This is a genomic window from Streptomyces sp. JLBT605, assembly GCF_058215555.1.
Window position 1 is genome coordinate 3852577 of sequence record NZ_CM177087.1, and the last position, 21270, is coordinate 3873846.

The 21270-nt window shown below is 72.2% G+C and carries 18 protein-coding genes; 11 read left to right on the plus strand and 7 right to left on the minus strand.

The window, feature by feature from the left end; genetic code table 11:
* Positions 1–136 precede the first annotated feature (136 nt).
* Complete coding sequence (locus AC4BDD_RS16745) at positions 137–1609, plus strand: NCS2 family permease (protein WP_490686244.1); 1473 nt, start codon at positions 137–139, stop codon at positions 1607–1609.
* Between the two features lie 37 nt (positions 1610–1646).
* On the opposite strand, the gene AC4BDD_RS16750 is transcribed toward AC4BDD_RS16745, so the two are convergent.
* The gene (locus AC4BDD_RS16750; protein WP_490686245.1) at positions 1647–1832 is read right to left on the minus strand and encodes a ribbon-helix-helix protein, CopG family; all 186 of its coding nucleotides are present in this window, start codon (positions 1830–1832) and stop codon (positions 1647–1649) included.
* A 130-nt stretch (positions 1833–1962) separates the two neighbouring features.
* Between AC4BDD_RS16750 and AC4BDD_RS16755 the strand changes: the two genes are divergently transcribed.
* From AC4BDD_RS16755 to thpR, 3 genes are read left to right on the plus strand one after another with little or no spacing between them, the layout of a single operon-like run.
* Entirely contained in the window at positions 1963–2478 is a 516-nt protein-coding gene (locus AC4BDD_RS16755; RefSeq protein ID WP_490686246.1) for a MarR family winged helix-turn-helix transcriptional regulator, read from the plus strand.
* Between the two features lie 30 nt (positions 2479–2508).
* Complete coding sequence (locus tag AC4BDD_RS16760; RefSeq protein ID WP_490686247.1) at positions 2509–3897, plus strand: MFS transporter; 1389 nt, start codon at positions 2509–2511, stop codon at positions 3895–3897.
* Between the two features lie 36 nt (positions 3898–3933).
* Positions 3934–4497 (plus strand): RNA 2',3'-cyclic phosphodiesterase, encoded by a 564-nt coding sequence (gene thpR / locus AC4BDD_RS16765; protein ID WP_490686248.1) that lies wholly within the window; start codon positions 3934–3936, stop codon positions 4495–4497.
* Between the two features lie 133 nt (positions 4498–4630).
* On the opposite strand, the gene AC4BDD_RS16770 is transcribed toward thpR, so the two are convergent.
* Entirely contained in the window at positions 4631–5311 is a 681-nt protein-coding gene (locus tag AC4BDD_RS16770; RefSeq protein WP_490686249.1) for a GDSL-type esterase/lipase family protein, read from the minus strand.
* A gap of 189 nt (positions 5312–5500) precedes the next feature.
* On the minus strand, positions 5501–6016 hold the full coding sequence (locus AC4BDD_RS16775; RefSeq protein WP_490686250.1) for a hypothetical protein: 516 nt from the start codon (positions 6014–6016) through the stop codon (positions 5501–5503).
* A 150-nt stretch (positions 6017–6166) separates the two neighbouring features.
* On the opposite strand from AC4BDD_RS16775, the gene AC4BDD_RS16780 reads away from it, so the two are divergent.
* Complete coding sequence (locus AC4BDD_RS16780) at positions 6167–7210, plus strand: SdiA-regulated/phytase-like domain-containing protein (RefSeq protein ID WP_490686251.1); 1044 nt, start codon at positions 6167–6169, stop codon at positions 7208–7210.
* 50 nt (positions 7211–7260) lie between these two features.
* On the opposite strand, the gene AC4BDD_RS16785 is transcribed toward AC4BDD_RS16780, so the two are convergent.
* Both AC4BDD_RS16785 and serC read right to left on the minus strand, forming a co-directional pair.
* Positions 7261–7749 (minus strand): PPOX class F420-dependent oxidoreductase, encoded by a 489-nt coding sequence (locus AC4BDD_RS16785; RefSeq protein ID WP_490686252.1) that lies wholly within the window; start codon positions 7747–7749, stop codon positions 7261–7263.
* 112 nt (positions 7750–7861) lie between these two features.
* Positions 7862–8980 carry a phosphoserine transaminase gene (gene serC, locus AC4BDD_RS16790; RefSeq protein WP_490686253.1) on the minus strand — a complete coding sequence of 373 codons (1119 nt, stop codon included), beginning with the start codon at positions 8978–8980 and terminating at the stop codon, positions 7862–7864.
* 221 nt (positions 8981–9201) lie between these two features.
* Here serC and AC4BDD_RS16795 point away from each other — a divergent pair, with 221 nt between their 5' ends.
* The gene (locus AC4BDD_RS16795) at positions 9202–12084 is read left to right on the plus strand and encodes an FAD-binding and (Fe-S)-binding domain-containing protein (protein ID WP_490686254.1); all 2883 of its coding nucleotides are present in this window, start codon (positions 9202–9204) and stop codon (positions 12082–12084) included.
* Positions 12085–12191: 107 nt separating this feature from the next.
* On the opposite strand, the gene AC4BDD_RS16800 is transcribed toward AC4BDD_RS16795, so the two are convergent.
* Entirely contained in the window at positions 12192–12602 is a 411-nt protein-coding gene (locus AC4BDD_RS16800) for a hypothetical protein (protein WP_490686255.1), read from the minus strand.
* 273 nt (positions 12603–12875) lie between these two features.
* A complete protein-coding gene (locus AC4BDD_RS16805; RefSeq protein ID WP_490686256.1) occupies positions 12876–13292 on the minus strand; it encodes a hypothetical protein in 417 nt (138 codons plus the stop codon).
* A 190-nt stretch (positions 13293–13482) separates the two neighbouring features.
* Here AC4BDD_RS16805 and AC4BDD_RS16810 point away from each other — a divergent pair, with 190 nt between their 5' ends.
* The 5 genes from AC4BDD_RS16810 to AC4BDD_RS16830 are packed head-to-tail and all read left to right on the plus strand — an operon-like array spanning position 13483 to position 21182.
* Complete coding sequence (locus AC4BDD_RS16810; protein WP_490686257.1) at positions 13483–14292, plus strand: TIGR03084 family metal-binding protein; 810 nt, start codon at positions 13483–13485, stop codon at positions 14290–14292.
* The gene (locus tag AC4BDD_RS16815; RefSeq protein WP_490686258.1) at positions 14289–16148 is read left to right on the plus strand and encodes an acyclic terpene utilization AtuA family protein; all 1860 of its coding nucleotides are present in this window, start codon (positions 14289–14291) and stop codon (positions 16146–16148) included. The genes AC4BDD_RS16810 and AC4BDD_RS16815 overlap by 4 nt, the downstream gene beginning before the upstream one ends.
* Positions 16145–17749, plus strand: a complete 1605-nt coding sequence (locus tag AC4BDD_RS16820; RefSeq protein ID WP_490686259.1) for an acyl-CoA carboxylase subunit beta — start codon at positions 16145–16147, stop codon at positions 17747–17749. The genes AC4BDD_RS16815 and AC4BDD_RS16820 overlap by 4 nt, the downstream gene beginning before the upstream one ends.
* Positions 17750–17794: 45 nt before the next feature.
* Entirely contained in the window at positions 17795–19972 is a 2178-nt protein-coding gene (locus tag AC4BDD_RS16825; protein WP_490686260.1) for an acetyl/propionyl/methylcrotonyl-CoA carboxylase subunit alpha, read from the plus strand.
* 37 nt (positions 19973–20009) lie between these two features.
* Positions 20010–21182: an acyl-CoA dehydrogenase family protein gene (locus AC4BDD_RS16830; protein WP_490686261.1), complete on the plus strand. Its 1173-nt coding sequence runs from the start codon at positions 20010–20012 to the stop codon at positions 21180–21182.
* Positions 21183–21270 lie beyond the last annotated feature (88 nt).

A 21270-nucleotide genomic window follows, 5' to 3' on the forward strand; every position in this document is an offset into this window, starting at 1 on the left:
GAGCTCCTCTACGCGCGGAGATAGCGATCTTTGCCTTATGCATTCATACTGAAACGGTCTGGGTCTGACTGGAGGTTTCCGTAGAAACCTCCAAGGACGGCCCTTTATTTATGTCCGCGCACCACTGAGGTCATCCATGCCCCCCACGCCCACGGCGCCGGCCGACGCCGAGCAGCCGTCGCCGGCGGCTCCGCCTGCCAACCCGCTGGACCGGTTCTTCCAGATCACCGCGCGGGGGTCGTCGATCTCCCAGGAGATTCGCGGCGGTCTCGCCACCTTCTTCGCGATGGCCTACATCATCGTGCTGAATCCGATCATCCTCGGCGCCGGTGAGGACAAGTTCGGCCATCAGCTGGAGAACGGACAGCTCGTCACCGCCACCGCGCTGATGGCCGGCCTGACCACCATCCTGATGGGCGTGATCGGCAACGTCCCGATCGCGCTCGCCGCCGGGCTCGGCATCAACGCCGTCGTCTCGCTTCAGCTCGCGCCCAAGATGAGCTGGCCGGACGCGATGGGCATGGTGGTCCTGGCCGGGCTGGTGCTGATGATCCTGGTCGCCTCGGGTCTGCGGCAGCGGGTGATGGACGCGATCCCGGGCGGGCTGCGGCGCGCCATCGCGATCGGCATCGGTCTGTTCATCGCGCTCATCGGGCTGGTCGACGCCGGCTTCGTGACGCGCAACCCGGACAAGGCGCACACCACCGTGCCGATGGGCCTGGGCATCGCGGGGCGGCTGCAGGGCTGGCCGGTGCTGATCTTCGTGATCGGCCTGGCGCTCACCTTCGTCCTGGTGATCCGCAAGACGCGCGGCGCGATCCTGATCGGCATCGTGGTGACGGCCTTCACCGCGATCATCGTCAACACCATCGCGACGATTCCGGACCGGGACTGGGGGCTGAGCGTGCCCCGGGTGCCGGACAAGATCGTGGACACCCCCGACTTCGGCCTGATCGGTGACGTCAGCCTCTTCGGCGGCTTCCACGAGGTCGGCATCCTCACCGGCTGTCTCTTCGTCTTCACCGTGTTGCTCTCCGGCTTCTTCGACGCGATGGGGACCATCATCGGCGTCGGCGAGGAGGCCGGGCTGATGGACGACGAGAAGGGTCAGATGCCCGGCATGGGCAGGATCCTGATGGTCGACGGGATCGCGGTCGCGGGCGGAGGCTTCGGCTCCGCCTCCGCCAACACCTGCTTCGTGGAGTCCACCGCGGGTGTCGGTGAGGGCGCCCGCACCGGCTTCGCCAATGTCGTGACCGGCGGGCTCTTCCTGCTCGCGCTCGTCTTCACCCCGCTGGCCAAGGTCGTGCCCTCGCAGGCGGCCACCCCGGCGCTGATCGTCGTCGGCTTCCTGATCATGGCCGCCAATGTCACGGAGATCGACTGGAGCGACTTCACCATCGCGGTGCCGGCGTTCCTCACGATGATCTCCATGCCGTTCACCTACAGCATCACCAACGGCATCGGGATCGGAGTGCTCTCCTTCATCCTGCTGCGGATCGCGGTGAAGCGGACGCGGGAGATCCCGTGGCTGCTGAGCGCGGTGGGCCTGTGCTTCCTCGTCTACTTCCTGCTCGACCCGATCGAGCAGATCCTCGGGGTGCAGTAAGCCCCCAGGCACCGGACGGCCACACCGGCCGCCCGGCTCACATGGCCTCGCGGTAGAACCGCTCGGTCTCGTCGACGGACGTCTTGAAGCGTTCGTCGAAGTCATCGCGGATGAGCGTCCGGACCACATAGTCCTGGACGCTCATTCCGCGTTTGGCGGCATGCTGCCGGATGCGGTCCAGCAGCTCCCCGTCTATCCGGAGGCTGAGCACAGTTGATCCCATGCGGTCAGGGTCGCGGCCGCCGGTGCTCCGACGTGTTGCTTTCCGCCCCGTCCTCACTCCTTCGGGTGATTTTGTAACCCCCGTGACATCTCGCTTTTATTAGCCGAGCTAATGAGTTAAGCTAAGGACTATGCCGGAACTGTCCCAGCCCCTGCCCTCCGACCAGGAGCCTCCTGAACGAGCCGTCGACGGTGTCACCGCCGCCGACCGGGCAGACGCACCCCCCACCGCCGACGCGGAGGCCGTGGATCTGCTGCGATTCGCCGTGATGCGGCTGAGCCGCAGGCTCAAGCACCAGCGCGTGGACCAGTCGCTCAGCCCCACCGAGCTCTCCGTGCTGGGCACCCTGGGCCGCTGCGGCCCCGCCACCCCGGGCGAGCTGGCCCGCAAGGAGCACGTCCAGCCGCCGTCGATGACCCGCATCGTCGCGCTGCTGGAATCCAAGGGGCTGGTCCGGCTCGACCCGCACCCGGACGACCGCCGCCAGAAGGTGGTCTCCAAGACCGAGCAGGCCGAGGCCATGTTCGAAGAGAGCCGCCGCAAGCGGAACACATGGCTGGCCGAGCTGGCCGGGCAGCTCGACGACGACGAGTGGGCGCTGCTGCGCGACGCCGCACCCGTACTGGAGAAGCTCGCGAATCTGTAACCAAGGAAACGCGCCAAGGAGGCGACCCCTGTGAGTCCGGGACCCGGAGCAGACTCCGCACCCGCACCCAAATCCGCAACCGACTCCACCCACCCCACCGAGAACGCGGCCGCCGGCCGCGGGATGTTCAGCTCGCTGCGCATCCGCAACTACCGGATCTTCGCCACCGGCGCCGTGGTGTCCAACACCGGCACCTGGATGGCCCGGATCGCCCAGGACTGGCTCGTCCTCAGCCTGACCGGCTCCTCCACCGCCGTCGGCATCACCACCGCACTGCAGTTCCTGCCGATGCTGCTCTTCGGCCTGTACGGCGGCGTCATCGCCGATCGCTACCCGAAGCGCCGTCTGCTGCTGCTCACCCAGACCGCGCTGGGCGCCTGCGGTCTCGCCCTCGCCGCGCTGACCCTCAGCGGCCACGTACAGGTCTGGCACGTCTACCTCATCGCCTTCCTGCTCGGCATGGTGACCGTCGTCGACAACCCGGCCCGGCAGGCCTTCGTCGCCGAGATGGTCGGGCCGGCGGACCTGCGGAACGCGGTCAGCCTCAACTCCGCGAACTTCCAGTCCGCCCGCCTCGTCGGCCCCGCCGTCGCCGGTGTGCTGATCACCGCCGTCGGCAGCGGCTGGGCCTTCCTGCTCAACGGCCTCTCCTTCGCCGCCCCGGTCATCGGCCTGCTGATGATGCGGACGAGCGAATTCCACCGGACCGAGCGGGCGCCGCGCGGCAAGGGGCAGCTGCGCGAGGGCCTCGCCTACGTCGCCGCCCGCCCCGACCTGCTGTGGCCCATCGTGCTGGTCGGCTTCATCGGCACCTTCGGCTACAACTTCCCGATCTGGCTCAGCGCCTTCGCGGATGACGTCTTCGCCGCCGGCCCCGGGACGTACGGCCTGCTCAACACGTTGCTGGCGGTCGGCTCCGTCACCGGCGCGCTGCTCGCCGCCCGGCGCACCAGCTCGCGGCTGCGGCTGCTGGCAGGCGCGGCGCTGCTCTTCGGCGTGCTGGAGATCGCGGCCGCCGCCGCACCGGCCTTCTGGGTCTTCGCCGGGCTGATGGTGCCGATCGGCGTCTTCGGGCTCACCATCAACGTCAGCGCGAACGCGAGCGTCCAGCTGGCGACGGATCCGGCGATGCGCGGGCGGGTGATGAGCCTGTACATGATGGTCTTCGTCGGCGGCACTCCGATCGGCGGACCGCTGATGGGCTGGCTCACCGACGCCTACGGCGCGCGCGTCGGCTTCGCGGCGGGCGGTGTCGTCTCGGCGCTCTCCGCGGTCACCATCGGCCTGGTGCTGGCCCGGATCGGCGGCCTCCGCCTCCGGGTCGACCTGCGCCGGGGCCGCCAGGTCATCGCCTTCGTCCCCCGCACCCCCGCCCCCGCCGAGTCCGTCACCGCAGTGGACTTCGCCCGACCTGCTTAGCGCTGCCGGCGGGCCCGGCGGAGGCAGACTCGGCGCATGAGACTCTTCGCCGCGACGCTCCCGCCGCCGGACGCCCTGGCCGATGTCGCCGCCGCCGTCCGCACCCTCCGCGCGCTGCCCGGCGCCGACCGGCTCCGCTGGACCGGGCCGGAGGGCTGGCACTTCACCCTCGCCTTCTACGGGGAGGTGGCCGAGGAAGTCGTCCCCGACCTCCGGGAGCGGCTCGCCCGTGCCGCCCACCGTCGGCCGCCGTACGAGCTGCGGCTGCTGGCGGGTGGGCGCTTCGGCCACCGGGTGCTGTGGATCGGCGCCGAGGGGGAGTGCGCGGCCATGTCCAAGCTGGCCGACTCCGTGGCGGCCGCCGGGCGGCGGGCCGGCATCCGGATGGAGGAGCACCGCGCGTACACCCCGCACCTGACCATCGCCCGCAGCCGCACCGGCCACGCGGACCTCGCCCCGTTCGTCGAGGCGCTCGCCGAGTTCACCACCGCCGTCTGGACCGAGCAGGAGCTGCGTCTGGTGCGCAGCCACCTGCCGGGCGGGGTGCGCGGGGCGCAGCCGCGTTACGAGACGGTGGGGAGCTGGCCGCTGGGCCGGTGAGCCGCCCGGCTAACCTCAAGGGGTGGATCCCAAGACCAGAACCCTGATCATGCGCGGCGCCTTCCTGGTGATACTCGTCGTCGTCGCGGTGGCGGCCGCCCTCCGCTGAGCTCCGAGCCCCTGAGCCGCCCCGCTACACCGCCGCGGGTCCGCCCAGCCCCCACGCCTGGTGCATCGCGTCGGCGAACGCCCCGGCGATGCGCCGCTCACCGGAGGCGTTGGGGTGCGTGCCGTCGTAGGTGTCGCGATGGATGTCGTACGCCGCCGGGCGGGACGCCAGCAGCAGCGGCGAGGCGGGGGAGTCGAGGTCGGCGACGGTCTTGGCGAGCAGCTCGTTGAAGCGGTGGACCTCGGCGGCGAACGGGGCGTCGGCTTCCGCGCGCACATTGGGGATCACGGGCAACAGCACTGCCTGGATGCCCGGGTTGGCCGCGCGCGCGGCGGTGACGAAGCGGCGCACGTTCTCCGCGGTCTGCTCGGCGTTGGTGTAGAAGCCGAGGTCGATCAGGCCGAGGGATATCAGCAGCGTGTCGGCCCGGTGGGTGCGTATCACGTCCCCGATGAGCGGAGCCATGTGCAGCCAGCCCTCGCCCCAGCCCGCGAGGTGGCGGCGGGCCCGCTCGGGGAAGCGGGGGTCGGCGTAGTCCTGCGAGACGGGGGCCTCGGCGTGCTTGTCGTACAGCTCGCTGCGCGGGCCGACGATCGCGTACGGGCCGCCGAAGGTGGCGTTGAGGTGCTCCCACATGCGGTAGCGCCAGGTGAAGTCGCCGGCACTGCCGATCGTCATCGAGTCACCGACGAACATGATGCGCATCGCTGAAGTATGCCCGGGCGTACTTGACGGTAGGTACGCGGGGTGCGAGTGACCTGGCGCACATCCGACCCTGGTGGATGAAAGGGACGGAAAAGCCAGAAATCCGGTAGCCCGTATTCTTGGCCGTTGGTGAGGCGAAGAATGCGAACTACCGGATTCCGGAAGGTGTCGTTCAGTTTTAATTCGAGATTAACGCTGGGCGCGGGAGTTCTTGTGCGCCAGGAAGCCGCAGACCACGGCCACCGCTGCCCCGACCAGGGCCAGGTAGATGCCCGCTCCCGCGTCGAACCTGCCGTCGACGGCCTTCTCGATATCCGAGTCGGAGGCACCCTTGGCGATCGGCTGGTCCTTGAGCCACGCCGCGCCCAGCCGGTCCGGGTCGAAGAGGTTCCACAGGGCGATACCGAGAGCCACCACGGACAGACCCACGCCGCCGAGGTTGAGCTGGGCCTTCTTGAGGGCGATGGCGCCGACGAAGAGCGCTGCCGCTATGAGGGCGGCGGCCAGGAGAATCCACGCGTCGGTGCCCTCCTTGCCCTTGATGCCGCCGGAGGTGCCATCCTCGTTGGGGTTCACCCAGTTGATGAACGGGCTGATGACCGCCAGGATCGCGCCGACGATCGCAATGATCGACATCTTGTCGACGCCACCCGCCGCGCCGGCCGGGGCGCCCTGCGGGTAAGAGGTTTGGTTGTAGTTGCTCATGGGCCAAAACCGTAGAGGGGGCCGCGGAATTCTCGCAACGACGTTATCCACTTTGCCTTCATTGCCCGAATAATTTTCACCAAATAATCCCGGGATTAGCTCAACTAATCCGGCGATTGCCTGTACTCGTCGATATGGCAGGCTTGGCCCATGCGTTCACTTCTGTGTGTGCTCGGTGCCGCCGCGCTGATCGCGCTGCCCGCCGCCGCGCCGGCCGTCGCGGCCGATGGCGACGACGGTCCATCCTCCTTCACCATCCAGGACTCGCGGATCACCGAGTCCAGCGGCCTCGCCGCCAGCCGGGCCCACCCCGGCGTCTACTGGACGCACAACGACAGCGACGACGGCCCGTACGTCTACGCCGTGGACGGGAAGACGGGCCGCACCCTCGCCACCGTCTCCCTGCGCGGCATCGGCAGCCCGCGCGATGTGGAGGCGATCTCGGTCGGGCCGGACGGCGCGGTCTACGTCGGGGACATCGGCGACAACCTGGGCGGCAAGTGGTCCGAGGTGTGGATCTACCGCTTCCCGGAGCCGAAGCAGCTGCGGGACATGACGGTCGACGCCACCCAGTTCACCGTCAGGTACCAGGGCGGGCCGCGCAACGCCGAGGCGATGATGGTGCATCCGCGCACCGGCCGGGTCTACATCGCCAGCAAGAGCACCGAGGACCCCGGGCTCTACGCCGGCCCCGCCCAGCTCTCCGCCAACGGAGTGAACACCTTCACGCGCGTCGCCGACCTCGACATGGAGGTCACCGACGGGGCCTTCGCCCCGGACGCCAGCCGGCTGGTGCTGCGCGGCTACTTCTCGGTCGCCGAATACCGCTGGGGCGCGAAGGGGCTGGGCAAGGAGCTGGACGACGCGCCGAGTCTCCCCTTCCAGCGCCAGGGCGAGTCGGTCACGTTCACACCGGACGGCGGGACCCTGATGTACGGCACCGAGAAGCGCCCGAGCCAGGTCACCGCGGTGCGGCTGGACGGCGAGCTGCTGCCGGACGCGACGGCCGCGCGGCAGCGGCGGGACGACGCCAAGAGCCCCGGCGCTCACTCCGGCACAGCCCCCGAGGACCGGGCGGACGGCGCGGACAGCGGGGACGATGACGGGCTCAGCGCCACCACGGTACTGGTGGTGGCGGGGGTGGCCGGTCTGGCGGCCGTCCTCGGCCTCAGCAGAAGGCGGGGCCGGGGCTAGGCAGGGCTCAACCCGGGCCGGGGCCGCCGCTCAGGGGTGCCTGGCACCGCTCAGCCCGGGCCGGGGCCGCTGGCCGTGCCGCCGCCCTCGACGAAGCGTTCGTCCTCGCTGACCAGCCGCACCTCGTAGTGCAGCGTCCGGTCCCGCTTGGCCTTGTGCGCGAGCGGGACGACCACGCCGTGCAGCACCGGGTACTTGCGGGTGAGCAGCCGCGCCGCGTGCCTGTCCTCGCCGCTGCCTCGCGCCAGCAGATGCGTACGGGCCCGCTGCGCCGCCCCGGTCGGCTTGCCCTTCAGCGTGCAGGGCGCGATCTCCACGACCGGGTTGTTCCGCATCCGCTTGGCCTTCCATGCCTTGCCGAAGGTGCGGATGTAGGCGTGGTCGCCCTCGACCGCGATGTTGACCGGGGTGCCCACCGGTGTGCCGTCCCGCTTATAGGTGGTGAGCAGGACGGTGTACTGCTTGCTGAAGCGGCTGATGGACGGGGAGGCGGCGGAGGGCGGCGAGGGGGACGGGCTGGGAGTCTCGGCACTGCTCATATATCCATGGATGCACATAAAACGGGCTTCCACCAGAGGTGCCGGGGTGGTGGAAGCCGAGGCGGGCCGGCACGCCTGCGCGTGCCGGCCCGGCCGGAGGTTCCGCGGGGGACTAGAGCCGCTCGACGACGTAGTCCACGCAGGCGGTGAGCGCCTCGACGTCCGCCGGGTCGATGGCGGGGAACATCGCCACGCGCAGCTGGTTGCGGCCCAGCTTGCGGTACGGCTCGGTGTCCACGATGCCGTTGGCCCGCAGCGCCTTGGCGATCGCGGCGGCGTCGATGTCGTCGCTGAAGTCGATCGTGCCGACGACCAGTGACCGCTTGGCCGGGTCGGCGACGAACGGGGTGGCGTACTTGGACTCCTCGGCCCAGCCGTAGAGCGTGCGGGCGGAGGTCGCGGTGCGCCGCACCGCCCAGTCCAGGCCGCCCTGGCTGTTGATCCACTCCAGCTGCTCGTTGAGCAGGAAGAGGGTGGCCAGCGCCGGGGTGTTGTAGGTCTGGTTCTTCCGCGAGTTGTCGATCGCGGTGGGCAGCGAGAAGAACTCCGGGATGTGCCGGCCGGAGGCGTGGATCCGCTCCGCGCGCTCCAGGGCGGCGGGCGAGAAGGCCGCCAGCCACAGTCCGCCGTCGGCGGCGAAGGACTTCTGCGGTGCGAAGTAGTAGACGTCGGTCTCCGCGATGTCGACCGGCATACCGCCCGCACCGGAGGTGGCGTCCACCAGCACCAGCGAACCGGCGTCGGCGCCGGCCACCCGCTTCAGCGGCGCCGCGACACCGGTCGAGGTCTCGTTGTGGGTGAGGGCGTAGACGTCCACACCCGCCTCGGCCTGCGGCTCCGGGTGGGTGCCCGGCTCGGAGGAGATGACGGTCGGCTCCGCCAGCCACGGGGCGAGCTTGGCAGCCTTGGCGAACTTCGAGGAGAACTCGCCGAAGGACAGGTGCTGCGACTTGTTCTCGATCAGGCCGTGGGTCGCCACGTCCCAGAAGGCGGTGGAGCCGCCGTTGCCGAGCACCACCTCGTAGCCCTCGGGGAGCGAGAGGAGTCGGCTCACTCCCTCCCGCACCTTGCCGACCAGGTTCTTGACCGGGGCCTGGCGGTGCGACGTGCCGAGCAGGGAGGCGCCGGTGGCGGCCAGGGCGCCGAGCGCCTCGGTGCGCACCTTGGAGGGACCCGAGCCGAATCGACCGTCGGCGGGCTTGATGTCAGCGGGAATCTGGATCTCAGCCACAGGCGCAGCCTAGTCCGCGCACCTGGAGGGCTTGCGGAGCGTCCAGCCGCTGAGACAGGTGTGTCCGGGGCCGGCCCGACCGGAACGCACCCCACCGGCCTGCGGCCGTGCCCCCGCCGCGCCCGGACCCGCCCGGCAGGGCGCGGCGCGGCGCCAAGACACCCCGGCCGGCGGGTGATCGGTGATCGGTGACCGGGGGCCACGCCGGGCACGCTGGAGTCATGGCAGAGCACAGGAAAGACAGCCGGAGTGACCGTCGGCTGGAGCGGGACCTGCGCCGGGCGGTGCGGGGTGAGGTCTCCTTCGCCGCCGCCGACCGGGCGCTGATGACCATGGACGCGTCCAACTACCGCCGGGTGCCGGCCGGTGTGGTCGCGCCCCGGGACGCCGAGGACGTCGCGGCGGCGCTGGCCGTCTGCCGGGAGCACGGCGTGCCGGTGGTGCCGCGCGGCGGCGGGACCTCGATCGCCGGGCAGGCCACCGGGGTCGGCGTCGTCCTGGACTTCACCCGGCACATGAACCGGGTGCTCGCCCTCGACCCCGGCACCCGGACCGCCCTCGTCCAGCCCGGTCTGGTGCTGGACACCCTGCGGTCCGCGGCGGGCGCCTACGGCCTGACCTTCGGACCCGACCCGTCCACGCACAGCCGCTGCACGCTCGGCGGGATGATCGGCAACAACGCCTGCGGCTCCCACTCGGTGGCCTGGGGCACCACCGCCGACAACGTGCACGCCCTGGAGGTGCTGAGTTACGGCGGCGAGCGGATGCGCCTCGGCCGGGGACCGGGTTCCCTGGACGCGCTGCCGCCCCGGCTGCGGGACGGCCTGCGCGCCCTGACCGACGGCCATCTGGCGCTGCTGCGCACCGGATTCCCCGAACTGCCGCGCCGGATCTCCGGTTACGCGCTGGACGCCCTGCTCCCGGAGCGGGACCGCGATGTGGCGCGCGCGTTCACCGGCAGCGAGGGCACCCTCGGGGTGCTCACCGAGGCCGAAGTGCGGCTGGTGGAGGCGCCGCGGGCGCGGGCGCTGGTGGTGCTCGGCTACTCCGACGAGACCGCGGCCGCCGACGCCGCTCCCACCCTGCTGCCGTACGCCCCGCTGACCGTGGAGGGCATGGCGGCCGACCTGGTGCCGGGCGTGGCGGGGCTGCCGGAGGGCGACGCCTGGCTGTTCGTGGAGGTCGGCGGCGACAGCCCGGCCGAGGCGCGGGCCCGCGCCGAGGAACTGGTCAGGGCCGGTGCGGCCGGCACCGCGGCCCGCCCCGGGCGCGGCGGCGGCCACCTCGTCGTCACCGATCCGGCGCGGCAGCGCGCGCTGTGGCGGATCCGCGAGGACGCCGCCGGCACCGCGACCCGCACGGCCCGGGGCGCGGAAGCCTGGCCCGGGTGGGAGGACTGCGCGGTGCCGCCCGCCCGGCTCGGCGGCTATCTGCGGGACTTCCGCGCGCTGCTGGCCCAGCACGGGCTGCACGGCACTCCGTACGGCCATTTCGGCGACGGCTGCATCCATGTCCGCATCGACTTCGACCTCCTCGGCGCGGAGGGGGTCGGCCGGTTCCGCGCCTTCTCCACCGACCTGGCCGAGCTGGTCGTGGCGCACGGCGGCTCGCTCTCCGGGGAGCACGGCGACGGGCTGGCGCGCGCCGAACTGCTGCCGCGGATGTACGGGGCGGAGATGGTCCGGCTGTTCGAGCAGGTCAAGGAGGTGTGGGACCCGGCGGACGGCCTCAACCCCGGCGTTCTGGTCCGGCCCCGCCCGCTGGATGAGAACCTGCGCTTCGCGGTGCTGCCCAGGCGCCCGGTGGACGTCGCCTTCGGCTATCCGCGGGACGGCGGGGACTTCTCGGCGGCGGTGCGGCGCTGCGTGGGCGTCGCCAAGTGCCGTACCGACACGGTCGCGGGCGCGGACGTGATGTGCCCCTCTTACCGGGTCACTGGCGAGGAGCGGCACTCCACGCGCGGCAGGGCCCGGTTGCTGCACGAGATGCTGGCGGGCGAGGTGGTCACCGACGGCTGGCGGTCCGAGGAGGTGCGCGAGGCACTCGACCTGTGCCTGTCCTGCAAGGGCTGCCGCAGCGACTGCCCGGTGGACGTCGACATGGCCACCTACAAGGCGGAGTTCCTGCATCACTACTACCGCGACCGGCCACGTCCGGCGGCGCACCACACCATGGGCCGGCTGCCGGCCTGGCTGCGGGCCGCCGCCGCGCTGCGCGCCGCGCCGCTGGTCAACGGCGTGGCCGGGGTCCCGCCGCTGGCGGCGGTGGCGAAGCGGCTGGGCGGCATCGCCCCGGAGCGCGACATCCCGCGGCTGGCCCGTCAGCCCCTCACCCGCTGGTGGCGCGAGCGTCTCCGCCAGGCCGCGGCCACCCCCGGTCCGTCCGGCGCGGCGCGCACGGTGGTGGTGTGGCCCGACACCTTCACCAACCACCTCTCCCCGCGGGCGGGCCGCTCCGCTATCGCCGTGCTGGAGGCGGCCGGGCTGCGGGTCGTGCTGCCGCCCGCGCCGGTGTGCTGTGGGCTGACCCTCGTCTCCACCGGGCAGCTCGACCGCGCGCGCACCGTGATGCGACGCACCCTTGAGGTGATGGCGCCGGCCCTGGACGCCGGGCTGCCGGTGGTCGGGCTCGAACCGAGCTGCACCGCCGCGCTCCGCACCGACCTGCCGGAGCTGCTGGCCGGTGAGGGGCGCGCCGCCCGGCTCGCCGCCTCGACGCGCACCTTCGCGCAGGCCCTGGAGGAGTACGCGCCGCAGTGGCGGCCGCCCCGGCTGGACCGGCCGGTGGCCGGCCAGACGCACTGCCACCAGCACGCGGTGCTCGGCGACGAGGCGGAGCGCAGGCTGCGGGAACGGGCCGGACTCACCGGCGAGTTGAGCGGCGGCTGCTGCGGTCTCGCCGGGAACTTCGGCTTCGAGCGGGGCCACTACGAGGTGTCCGTTGCCTGCGCCGAGGAGCAGCTGCTGCCCGCGGTCCGCAGCGCCCCGCCGGACGCGGAGATCCTGGCGGACGGCTTCTCCTGCCGTACGCAGCTCCGGCAGCTGGGCGGTGACGCGGGCCACCGGGCCCGGCATCTCGCGGAGCTCCTGGCGGAGGGGCTCTAGCGGCGGGACGGCGATGGGGCGGGCCCTTTCCTTCGGGCCCGCCCCGCCCGTTCGCGCGACGCTCAGGACGTGGGTGTCCCGGGCTTCAGGTTCGAGGTGACGGCACGTCAGACGCCGACGACGTCGGGCGCGGTGACCGCGCCGGGCGCCACGCCGGTGCCTCCGGGGCCGGCGTCGGAGAACAGCACCGAGCGCACCTTCAGCCGGTCACTGCCGCCCGGCCCGCCCGGTTGGAGGGTGTAGGAGTGGCCCTGGCAGCCCGGCTCGGTGAAGACCATCGCGGCGCGGTCGGTGCGGTTGACGGGGGTGTCGGCCGGGTCGGTGGCCTGCGAGTCGTCGACCTCCGGAAGCGTGATACACACGCCGCTCTGCGGGCTCACCAGCATCGCGTAGCGTGCGCCGTCCTCGGTCTGGTAGCGGTAGGAGAAGTCGCCGGTGGCCGCGGAGGCGGTTCCGGGTGCCGAGAGGGCGAGCGTGAGGGCTGCGGCGGAGACGGCCATGACGTGGCTGAGACGCATGAGGCTGATCCTTTTTCCCTAGGAAGAACCGACGAGTAGTGATGATCACCTTAGAAGTGAACAAAACTGACAATGCAGTTCTTCTGCGCGAGTCCATGGACATGCGCTCGCTCGGCTCAAATAGTCATGCAATCGTGCTTGGCCGTTTCGGGGTCCGTCGCCGGGGCTTTCGTCGGGCCTTCCGTCGGGCCTTTCGTCAGGCATTCCGTCGGACTTGCGAGGGGGTGACGGGCCCCCGGCGCGATGCCGGGAGCCCGCGGGGGTGGTGGCCTGTCACATCTCGGTGATCTCGGCGGCCGCCATGGCTCTTCGCGTCACGCTTTCCTGCTCCTTGGGCGCGGTGTCGGAGAACATCACCGACCGCACCTTCGGCTGTTCCTTGCCGGGCTGCGCGCCGGGTTCGATGGTGTGGTGGTGGCCCTGGCAGCCCGGCTCGGAGAAGACCGTCGCCGCGCGGTCGGTGTGGTTGACCGGGGCTTCCGCGGGTGGGGCGTCCGCCGGATCACGGACCTCCGGCAGGTTCAGGCACACCCCGCTCTGAGGGTTCATCAGCGCTGCTTGGCTCATTTCCCCGTCGTCGTTCTGGTAGCGGTAGGTGAAGTCGCCGCCGGCCGCGGAGGCGGCGCCGGGCATCGACAGGGCGAGGGCGAAGGCCGCGGCCGGGACGGCCAGGGCGTGGTGGAGACGCATGAGGCAGATCCTTTGTGGGTCGAGGAGAACCGACAAGTGCTGGCAATCACCTTAGAAGTGAAAAATCTGGCAATACGGTTCTTCCGTGCGAGTCTCGCAAACGTGTCCTCGCTTGGCTCAAAATCATGCAATCGCGCTTGATTGTTTTTGCGGGCGCTGCCACGCTCGGGCCCGACGAGGGGAGACCACCGTGTCCGATCCGGCAGTCGTGCTCGCCGATCTGCGTGCCGAGTCAGAGGAGTTGGACGCCATGGTCGCCACGCTCGGCGACTCCGGCTGGTCCCTGCCCACGCCGGCGCCGGGGTGGTCGATCGCCCATCAGATCGCGCACCTGGCCTGGACCGACGAGCAGGCCCTGCTGGCGGCCACCGATCCGGCGGGATTCGCCCGGGAGGCGCGGCGGGCGGCGGCCGCGCCGGAGAGTTTCGTCGACGAGGGCGCGGCGGCGGGCGCGCGGCAACCGCCCGCCACGCTGCTGCACCGCTGGCGCGCCGGCCGGGCCGCGCTGGAGCGGGCACTCGACGCGCAACCACCGGGCAGCCGACTCCCCTGGTACGGGCCGCCGATGAGCGTGGCCTCGATGGCCACCGCCCGGCTGATGGAGACCTGGGCGCACGGCCAGGACATCGCCGACACCCTCGGCGTACGGCGCGCGCCCACCGCCCGGCTGCGGCATGTCGCCCGGATCGGCGTCCGGGCACGTGACTACGCCTTCGCGGTGCGCGGGCTGGAGCCCCCAGCCGGGGAGTTCCGTGTCGAACTCACCGCCCCGGACGGCACCCTGTGGACGTACGGGCCCAAGGACGCCCCGCTGGTGACCGGTCCGGCGCTGGACTTCTGCCTGCTGGTCACCCAGCGCGCCCACCGCGCGGACCTCGCGGTCCGCGCCGAAGGGCCGGACGCCGACCGCTGGCTGGACATCGCCCAGGCGTTCGCCGGCCCCCCGGGCCCGGGCCGGCCCCGCACCAGGCCCGCCCCGCCCGTCGGGGGTGCTCGATGAGCGGGCCCGGGCCGCTGCGGATCGGCAATGCCTCCGGCTTCTACGGAGACCGCTTCGACGCGCTCTGCGAGATGCTCACCGGCGGACCGCTGTCCGTGCTGACCGGCGACTACCTCGCCGAGCTCACCATGCTCATCCTGGGCCGGGACCAGCTGAAGTCCCCCGGGCGCGGTTACGCGAAGACCTTTGTGAGCCAGCTCGAAGAGGGGCTGGGGCTCGCCGTCGAACGCGGCGTGCGGATCGTCACCAACGCGGGCGGGCTCAACCCCGCCGGTCTGGCCGACGCCATCCGGGAGCTGGCCGACCGGCTCGGCCTCGCGGTGCGCGTCGCCCATGTGGAGGGCGACGACCTGCGCGACCGTGCCGGGCGCGCCGGATGGGGCACCGACGTGCTCACCGCCAACGCCTACCTCGGCGGCGCCGGGATCGCCGCCTGCCTGCGCGCCGGGGCGGACGTCGTCGTCACCGGCCGGGTCACCGACGCGGCACTGGTCAGCGGCCCGGCCGCCGCCCACTTCGGCTGGGCCGCCGACGACTGGGACGCCCTGGCCGGTGCGGTGGTGGCGGGCCATGTGCTGGAGTGCGGCGCCCAGGCCACCGGCGGCAACTACGCCTTCTTCCGGGAGCACGACGTCCGCCACCCCGGCTTCCCGCTCGCCGAGATCCACGCCGACGGCTCCGCGGTGATCACCAAGCACCCCGGCACCGGCGGCGCCGTCACCACCGGCACCGTCACCGCCCAGCTCCTCTACGAGACCGCGGGCGCCCGCTACCTCGGCCCGGACGTCACCGCCCGGCTCGACACCGTCCGGCTGCGCCAGGACGGCCCGGACCGGGTACGGATCGACCCGGTCCGCGGCGAGGCCCCCCCGCCCACCCTCAAGGTCGGCCTCACCCGGATCGGCGGCTGGCGCAACGAGGTCACCTTCGTACTGACCGGACTGGACATCGACGCCAAGGCCGCGCTGGTGCGGGAGCAGATGGAGGCCGCGCTGGCCAGGGTGGAGCGCCGCCCCGCCGAGGTCCGCTGGACCCTGGCCCGTACCGACCGGGCCGACGCCGAGGCGCAGGAGGAGGCGAGCGCCCTGCTGCGGCTGGTCGTACGCGACCAGGACGCGGAGGCGGTCGGCCGGGCGGTCAGTGGTGCCGCCGTCGAGCTGGGGCTCGCCGGATACCCGGGCTTCCACCTCACCGCGCCACCCGGCAGGGGCGACCCGTACGGGGTCTTCGAGGCGGTGGCGGTCGACGCCCGGGACGTCCCGCACATCGCGGTGCTGCCTGACGGCACCCGGCAGGCCATCCCTCCGGCCCCCGCTGATCCCCAACACTCACGCCCGCCGGACCGGCTGCTGCCGGAACCGCTGTTGCCCGACCCGCCGCTGCCCGACCCGCTGCCGCGCGGGCCCGTGCGCCGGGCGCCGCTGGGGCTGGTGGCGGGGGCGCGCAGCGGCGACAAGGGTGGCATGGCGAACGTGGGCGTCTGGGTCCGTACCGACGACGCCTGGCGCTGGCTGGCCCACACCCTGACCGTCGACCGCTTCCGCGAACTGCTCCCGGAGACCGCCGCGTTCCCCGTCGAACGGCACGTCCTGCCCCGCCTGCGTGCCCTCAATTTCACTGTCGACGGGCTGCTCGGCGCGGGCGTCGCCGCCCAGGCCCGCTTCGACCCCCAGGCCAAAGCCGTCGGCGAATGGCTGCGCTCCCGCCACCTGGACATACCGGAGGTGCTACTTGTGAGCGACGCGCGCGCGGCCGCCGGGCCGCAGATGACTGGGGGCACCCCCGGCCGGAGGCTGGGGGAGATGGTGGCGCCTCTGCGCCGCGCGGGCGGAGAAGCGAGCGAGGAGGCACAGTGACCGTGCTCCCCTCCGCGCTCGATCCGTCGGGCCCGGAGTACGCCGAGAACCGGGCCACGATGCTCGCCAGACTCGCCGAGATCGAGGCCGAGCACGCCAAGGCGCTCGCCGGGGGCGGCGAGAAGTACGTGGCGCGCCACCAGCGGCGGGGCAAGCTCCTCGCCCGGGCCCGGATCGAACTCCTGCTGGACCCCGACACCCCCTTCCTGGAGCTGTCCCCGCTCGCCGCCTGGGGCAGTGACTACGCGGTCGGCGCCTCGCTCGTCACCGGCATCGGCGTGATCGAAGGCGTCGAGTGCCTGATCACCGCCAGCGACCCCACGGTGCGCGGCGGTGCCAGCAACCCCTGGACGCTGAAGAAGGCGCTGCGCGCCAACGAGATCGCGTACGCCAACCGCCTCCCGGTGGTCAGCCTGGTGGAGTCCGGCGGCGCCGATCTGCCCAGCCAGAAGGAGATCTTCATCCCGGGCGGCGCGCTCTTCCGCGACCTGACCCGGCTCTCGGCCGCCGGTATCCCGACCGTCGCCGTGGTCTTCGGCAACTCCACCGCCGGAGGCGCGTACATCCCCGGGATGTCGGATCACGTGATCATGGTCAAGGGGCGCTCCAAGGTCTTCCTCGGCGGTCCGCCGCTGGTCAAGATGGCCACCGGGGAGGAGAGCGACGACGAGTCCCTCGGCGGCGCCGGGATGCACGCGCGCACCTCCGGCCTCGCCGACTACTTCGCGCTCGACGAACCGGACGCGCTGCGCCAGTGCCGTCGGGTGATCGCCCGCCTCAACTGGCGCAAGGCCCAACCCGATCCGGGCGCCTCCCTCGTCCGGCCCCCGAAGTACGACGAGGACGAACTGCTCGGCATCGTCCCCGGCGACCTCAAGATCCCCTTCGATCCGCGCGAGGTCATCGCCCGGATCGTCGACGGCTCCGACTTCGACGAGTTCAAGCCGCTCTACGGGCCGAGCCTGGTCACCGGCTGGGCCACCCTGCACGGCTACCCGGTCGGTCTCCTCGCCAACGCGCAGGGGGTGCTGTTCAGCGCGGAGTCGCAGAAGGCCGCGCAGTTCATCCAGCTCGCCAACCAGCGCGACATCCCACTGCTGTTCCTGCACAACACCACCGGCTACATGGTCGGCAGGGAGTACGAGCAGGGCGGCATCATCAAACACGGCGCGATGATGATCAACGCGGTCGCCAACTCCCGGGTCCCGCACATCTCGGTGCTGATGGGCGCCAGCTACGGAGCCGGGCACTACGGCATGTGCGGGCGCGCCTATGACCCGCGCTTCCTCTTCGCCTGGCCCAGCGCCAAGTCCGCGGTGATGGGGCCGCAGCAGCTCGCCGGGGTGCTGTCGATCGTCGCCCGCGCCTCCGCCGCCGCCAAGGGGCAGCCGTACGACGACGAGGCCGACGCCGCGCTGCGCGCCATGGTGGAGCAGCAGATCGAGTCCGAGTCGCTGCCGCTGTTCCTGTCCGGGCGGCTCTACGACGACGGGGTCATCGACCCCCGGGACACCCGGACGGTGCTCGGGCTGTGCCTGTCCGCCCTCCACACCGCGCCGATCGAGGGCGCGCGGGGTGGCTTCGGGGTCTTCCGGATGTGAGGGGTGTGGGGCGAGGGATGGCAGGTGAGGGGTGTGGGGCGAGGGATGACAGGTGAGGGGTGTGGGTTTGTGGACGTTTCCGTGACCGCTTCGATCGATTCGGTTCTGGTCGCCAACCGTGGTGAGATCGCCCGCCGGATCTTCCGCACCTGCCGTGCCCTGGGGCTGGCCACCGTCGCCGTCCACTCCGACGCGGACGCGGCCGCCCCGCATGTGCGCGAGGCCGACGCGGCGGTGCGGTTGCCCGGCACCGCGCCGGCCGACACGTATCTGCGCGGCGACCTGATCGTGAAGGCCGCGCTGGCCGCGGGCGCGGACGCGGTCCATCCCGGGTACGGCTTCCTCTCCGAGAGCGCGGAGTTCGCACGCGCGGTGCGGGACGCGGGGCTGACCTGGATCGGGCCGCCGCCCGGCGCGATCGAGGCGATGGCCTCCAAGACCCGCGCCAAGACCCTGATGGCCGCCGCCGGCGTCCCGCTGCTCGACCCCATAGACCCGGCCGAGGCCACCGACGCCGACCTGCCGCTGCTGGTGAAGGCGGCCTCGGGCGGGGGTGGCCGGGGCATGCGGGTGGTCCGCGATCTCGCCGCGCTCCCCGCCGAACTGGCCTCTGCCCGGTCGGAGGCGGCGGCCGCCTTCGGTGACGGCGAGGTCTTCGTGGAGCCGTATGTCGAGCGGGGCCGCCATGTCGAGGTGCAGATCCTCGCGGACCGGCACGGGACGGTGTGGGCGCTGGGCACGCGCGACTGCTCGCTCCAGCGCCGCCACCAGAAGGTGATCGAGGAGGCCCCGGCGCCCGGGTTGAGCGCCGGACTCCGGGAAACCCTGCGGGAGTCGGCGATCGCGGCGGCCCGGGCGGTGGGGTACGAGGGCGCGGGCACGGTGGAGTTCCTGGTCGCCGGAGGCCGGGCGTACTTCCTGGAGATGAACACCCGGCTCCAGGTCGAGCACCCGGTGACCGAGGAGGTCCACGGGCTGGACCTGGTCGCCCTCCAAATCCGGGTGGCGCAGGGCGAACCGCTGCCGGACACCGGCCCTCCGGAGCCCGGCGGCCATGCGGTGGAGGCCCGGCTGTACGCGGAGGACCCGGCGGCGGAGTGGCGTCCGCAGACGGGGGTGTTGGAACGGCTGCTTGTGCCGGGGGCTGTGCCGGGGCCGGGCTTTGCGGCGGAGCGGGTGCGGGTGGCTGTGCCGGGGCCTCCGGGGCAGGACCCTGGACCGTATGTTTACGGCGCAGGCACCCTGGATCGTGAAGTGAACGCAGTTAGCGCCACAAATACACGGAAGCGTCCAGGACCCTACCCCTGCGGCCCCGTCACGCGTCCGTACCCGGCCGCGGGCCGGCCTCGGTTGCGGATCGACGCCGGATACGAGGACGGGGACGAGATCGGCCCGTACTACGACCCGATGCTGGCCAAGGTCATCGCCTGGGCGCCGACCCGCGCCGAAGCGGTCCGGGTGCTCGCCCGGGCGCTGGAGCGGGCCCATGTCCACGGGCCGGTCACCAACCGGGAGCTGCTCGTCCGCTCGCTGCGCCACCCGGATTTTGTGGCCGGTGAGATGGACACCGGTTTCTATGAGCGGAAGCTGGCCGAGTTGACGGTCTCGGACGGCGGTGCCGCCCGGCTGGCGGCACTCGCGGCGGGGCTGGCGGAGGCGGCGGCTCATGCCGGTGCCGGCGGCTCGGCGGCGCGGCTCGGCGGCTGGCGGAACGTCCCGTCCCAGCCGCAGACCAAGTCCTACCGGTCGGAACCGGACGGGGCCGTCCATGAGATCGGCTACCACGTCACCCGGCGGGGCCCGGTGCCGACCTGCGGTTCGGGTGTGCGGGTCGTGGCCGTCAGCCCCCATCAGGTGACGCTGGAGGCGGACGGGGTGGCCCGGCGGTACGAGGTGACCCGGTACGGCAGCCGCGTCCATGTGGACACCCCCACCGGGGCCCACACCTTCACCGCGCTGCCGCGCTTCCCCGAACCCGGGTCGGCCACCGCCCCCGGTTCCCTGCTGGCCCCCATGCCCGGCACCGTGGTCCGCCTCGCCGACGGCCTCGACCAGGGCAGCCGGGTCCGCCAGGGCCAGGCGCTGCTCTGGCTGGAGGCGATGAAGATGGAGCACAAGATCACCGCCCCGGCCGACGGCACCCTCACCGCCCTCCACGCGACCCCCGGCCGGCAGGTCGAACCCGGCACCCTCCTCGCCGTCGTCACCCCGGATACCGACTGATTTCCACCCCCGCACGCCCGCATCCGAAGGAGTCCAGATGCCCCTCCCCATCGAGACCCCGGAACACCAGGCGCTCCGCGAAGCCGTCGCCGCCCTCGGCAAGCGCTACGGCCGCGCGTACTTCACCGCCGTCACCCGTGACGGCAAGCAGGCCGACGAACTGTGGTCGGAGGCCGGCAAGCTCGGCTACCTCGGGGTCAACCTCCCCGAGGCGTACGGCGGCGGAGGCGGCGGCATAGCCGAGCTGTCCATCGTCCTGGAGGAGCTGGGCGCGGCCGGCTGCCCGCTGCTGCTCCTGGTCGTCTCGCCCGCCATCTGCGGCACCGTCATCGCCCGCTTCGGCACCGAGGAGCAGAAGCGGCGCTGGCTCCCGGGCCTCGCCGACGGCACGCTCCGCATGGCCTTCGGCATCACCGAGCCGGACGCCGGCTCCAACTCCCACCGCATCACCACCACCGCCCGCCGCGACGGAACCGGCCCCGGCGCCGACTGGCTGCTCACCGGCCGCAAGGTCTTCATCTCCGGCGTGGACGCGGCCGACGCGACCCTCGTCGTCGGCCGCACCGAGGACGCCCGCACCGGCAAGCTCAAGCCGTGCCTGTTCATCGTGGAGCGCGAGACCCCCGGCTTCTCGTACCACCGGATCCCGATGGAGCTGCACGCCCCGGAGAAGCAGTTCGAACTGGTGCTGGAGGAGGTGCGGCTGCCCGCCCACGCGCTGGTCGGGCAGGAGGACGCCGGGCTGCTCCAGCTGTTCGCCGGGCTCAACCCCGAACGCATCATGACGGCCGCGTTCGCGATCGGCATGGGCCGTTACGCGCTGGGCCAGGCGGTGGAGTACGCCCGGACCCGCCAGGTGTGGAAGGAGCCGATCGGCGCCCATCAAGCCATCGCGCACCCCCTGGCCCAGGCCCATATCGAGCTGGAACTGGCCAGGCTGATGATGGCGAAGGCGGCCCACCTCTATGACGAGGGCGACGACATGGGCGCCGGCGAGGCGGCCAATATGGCGAAATACGCGGCAGGCGAGGCGGCCGTCAAGGCGGTCGACACGGCCGTGCACACCCTGGGCGGCAACGGCCTGACCGCCGAGTTCGGCCTGGCCTCGCTGGTCACCGGGGCCCGGGTGGCGCGGATCGCGCCGGTCAGCCGCGAGATGATCCTCAACTTTGTCTCTCATCAGACCCTGGGTCTCCCCAAGTCGTACTGATCCGGCCACGCTGGGGCGGGTGGGCCGGAGGCGGTCGGCGGCCAGTCGGCGGCACGCGCGTCCGGTCCCGCATGGCCTTAACGGATTG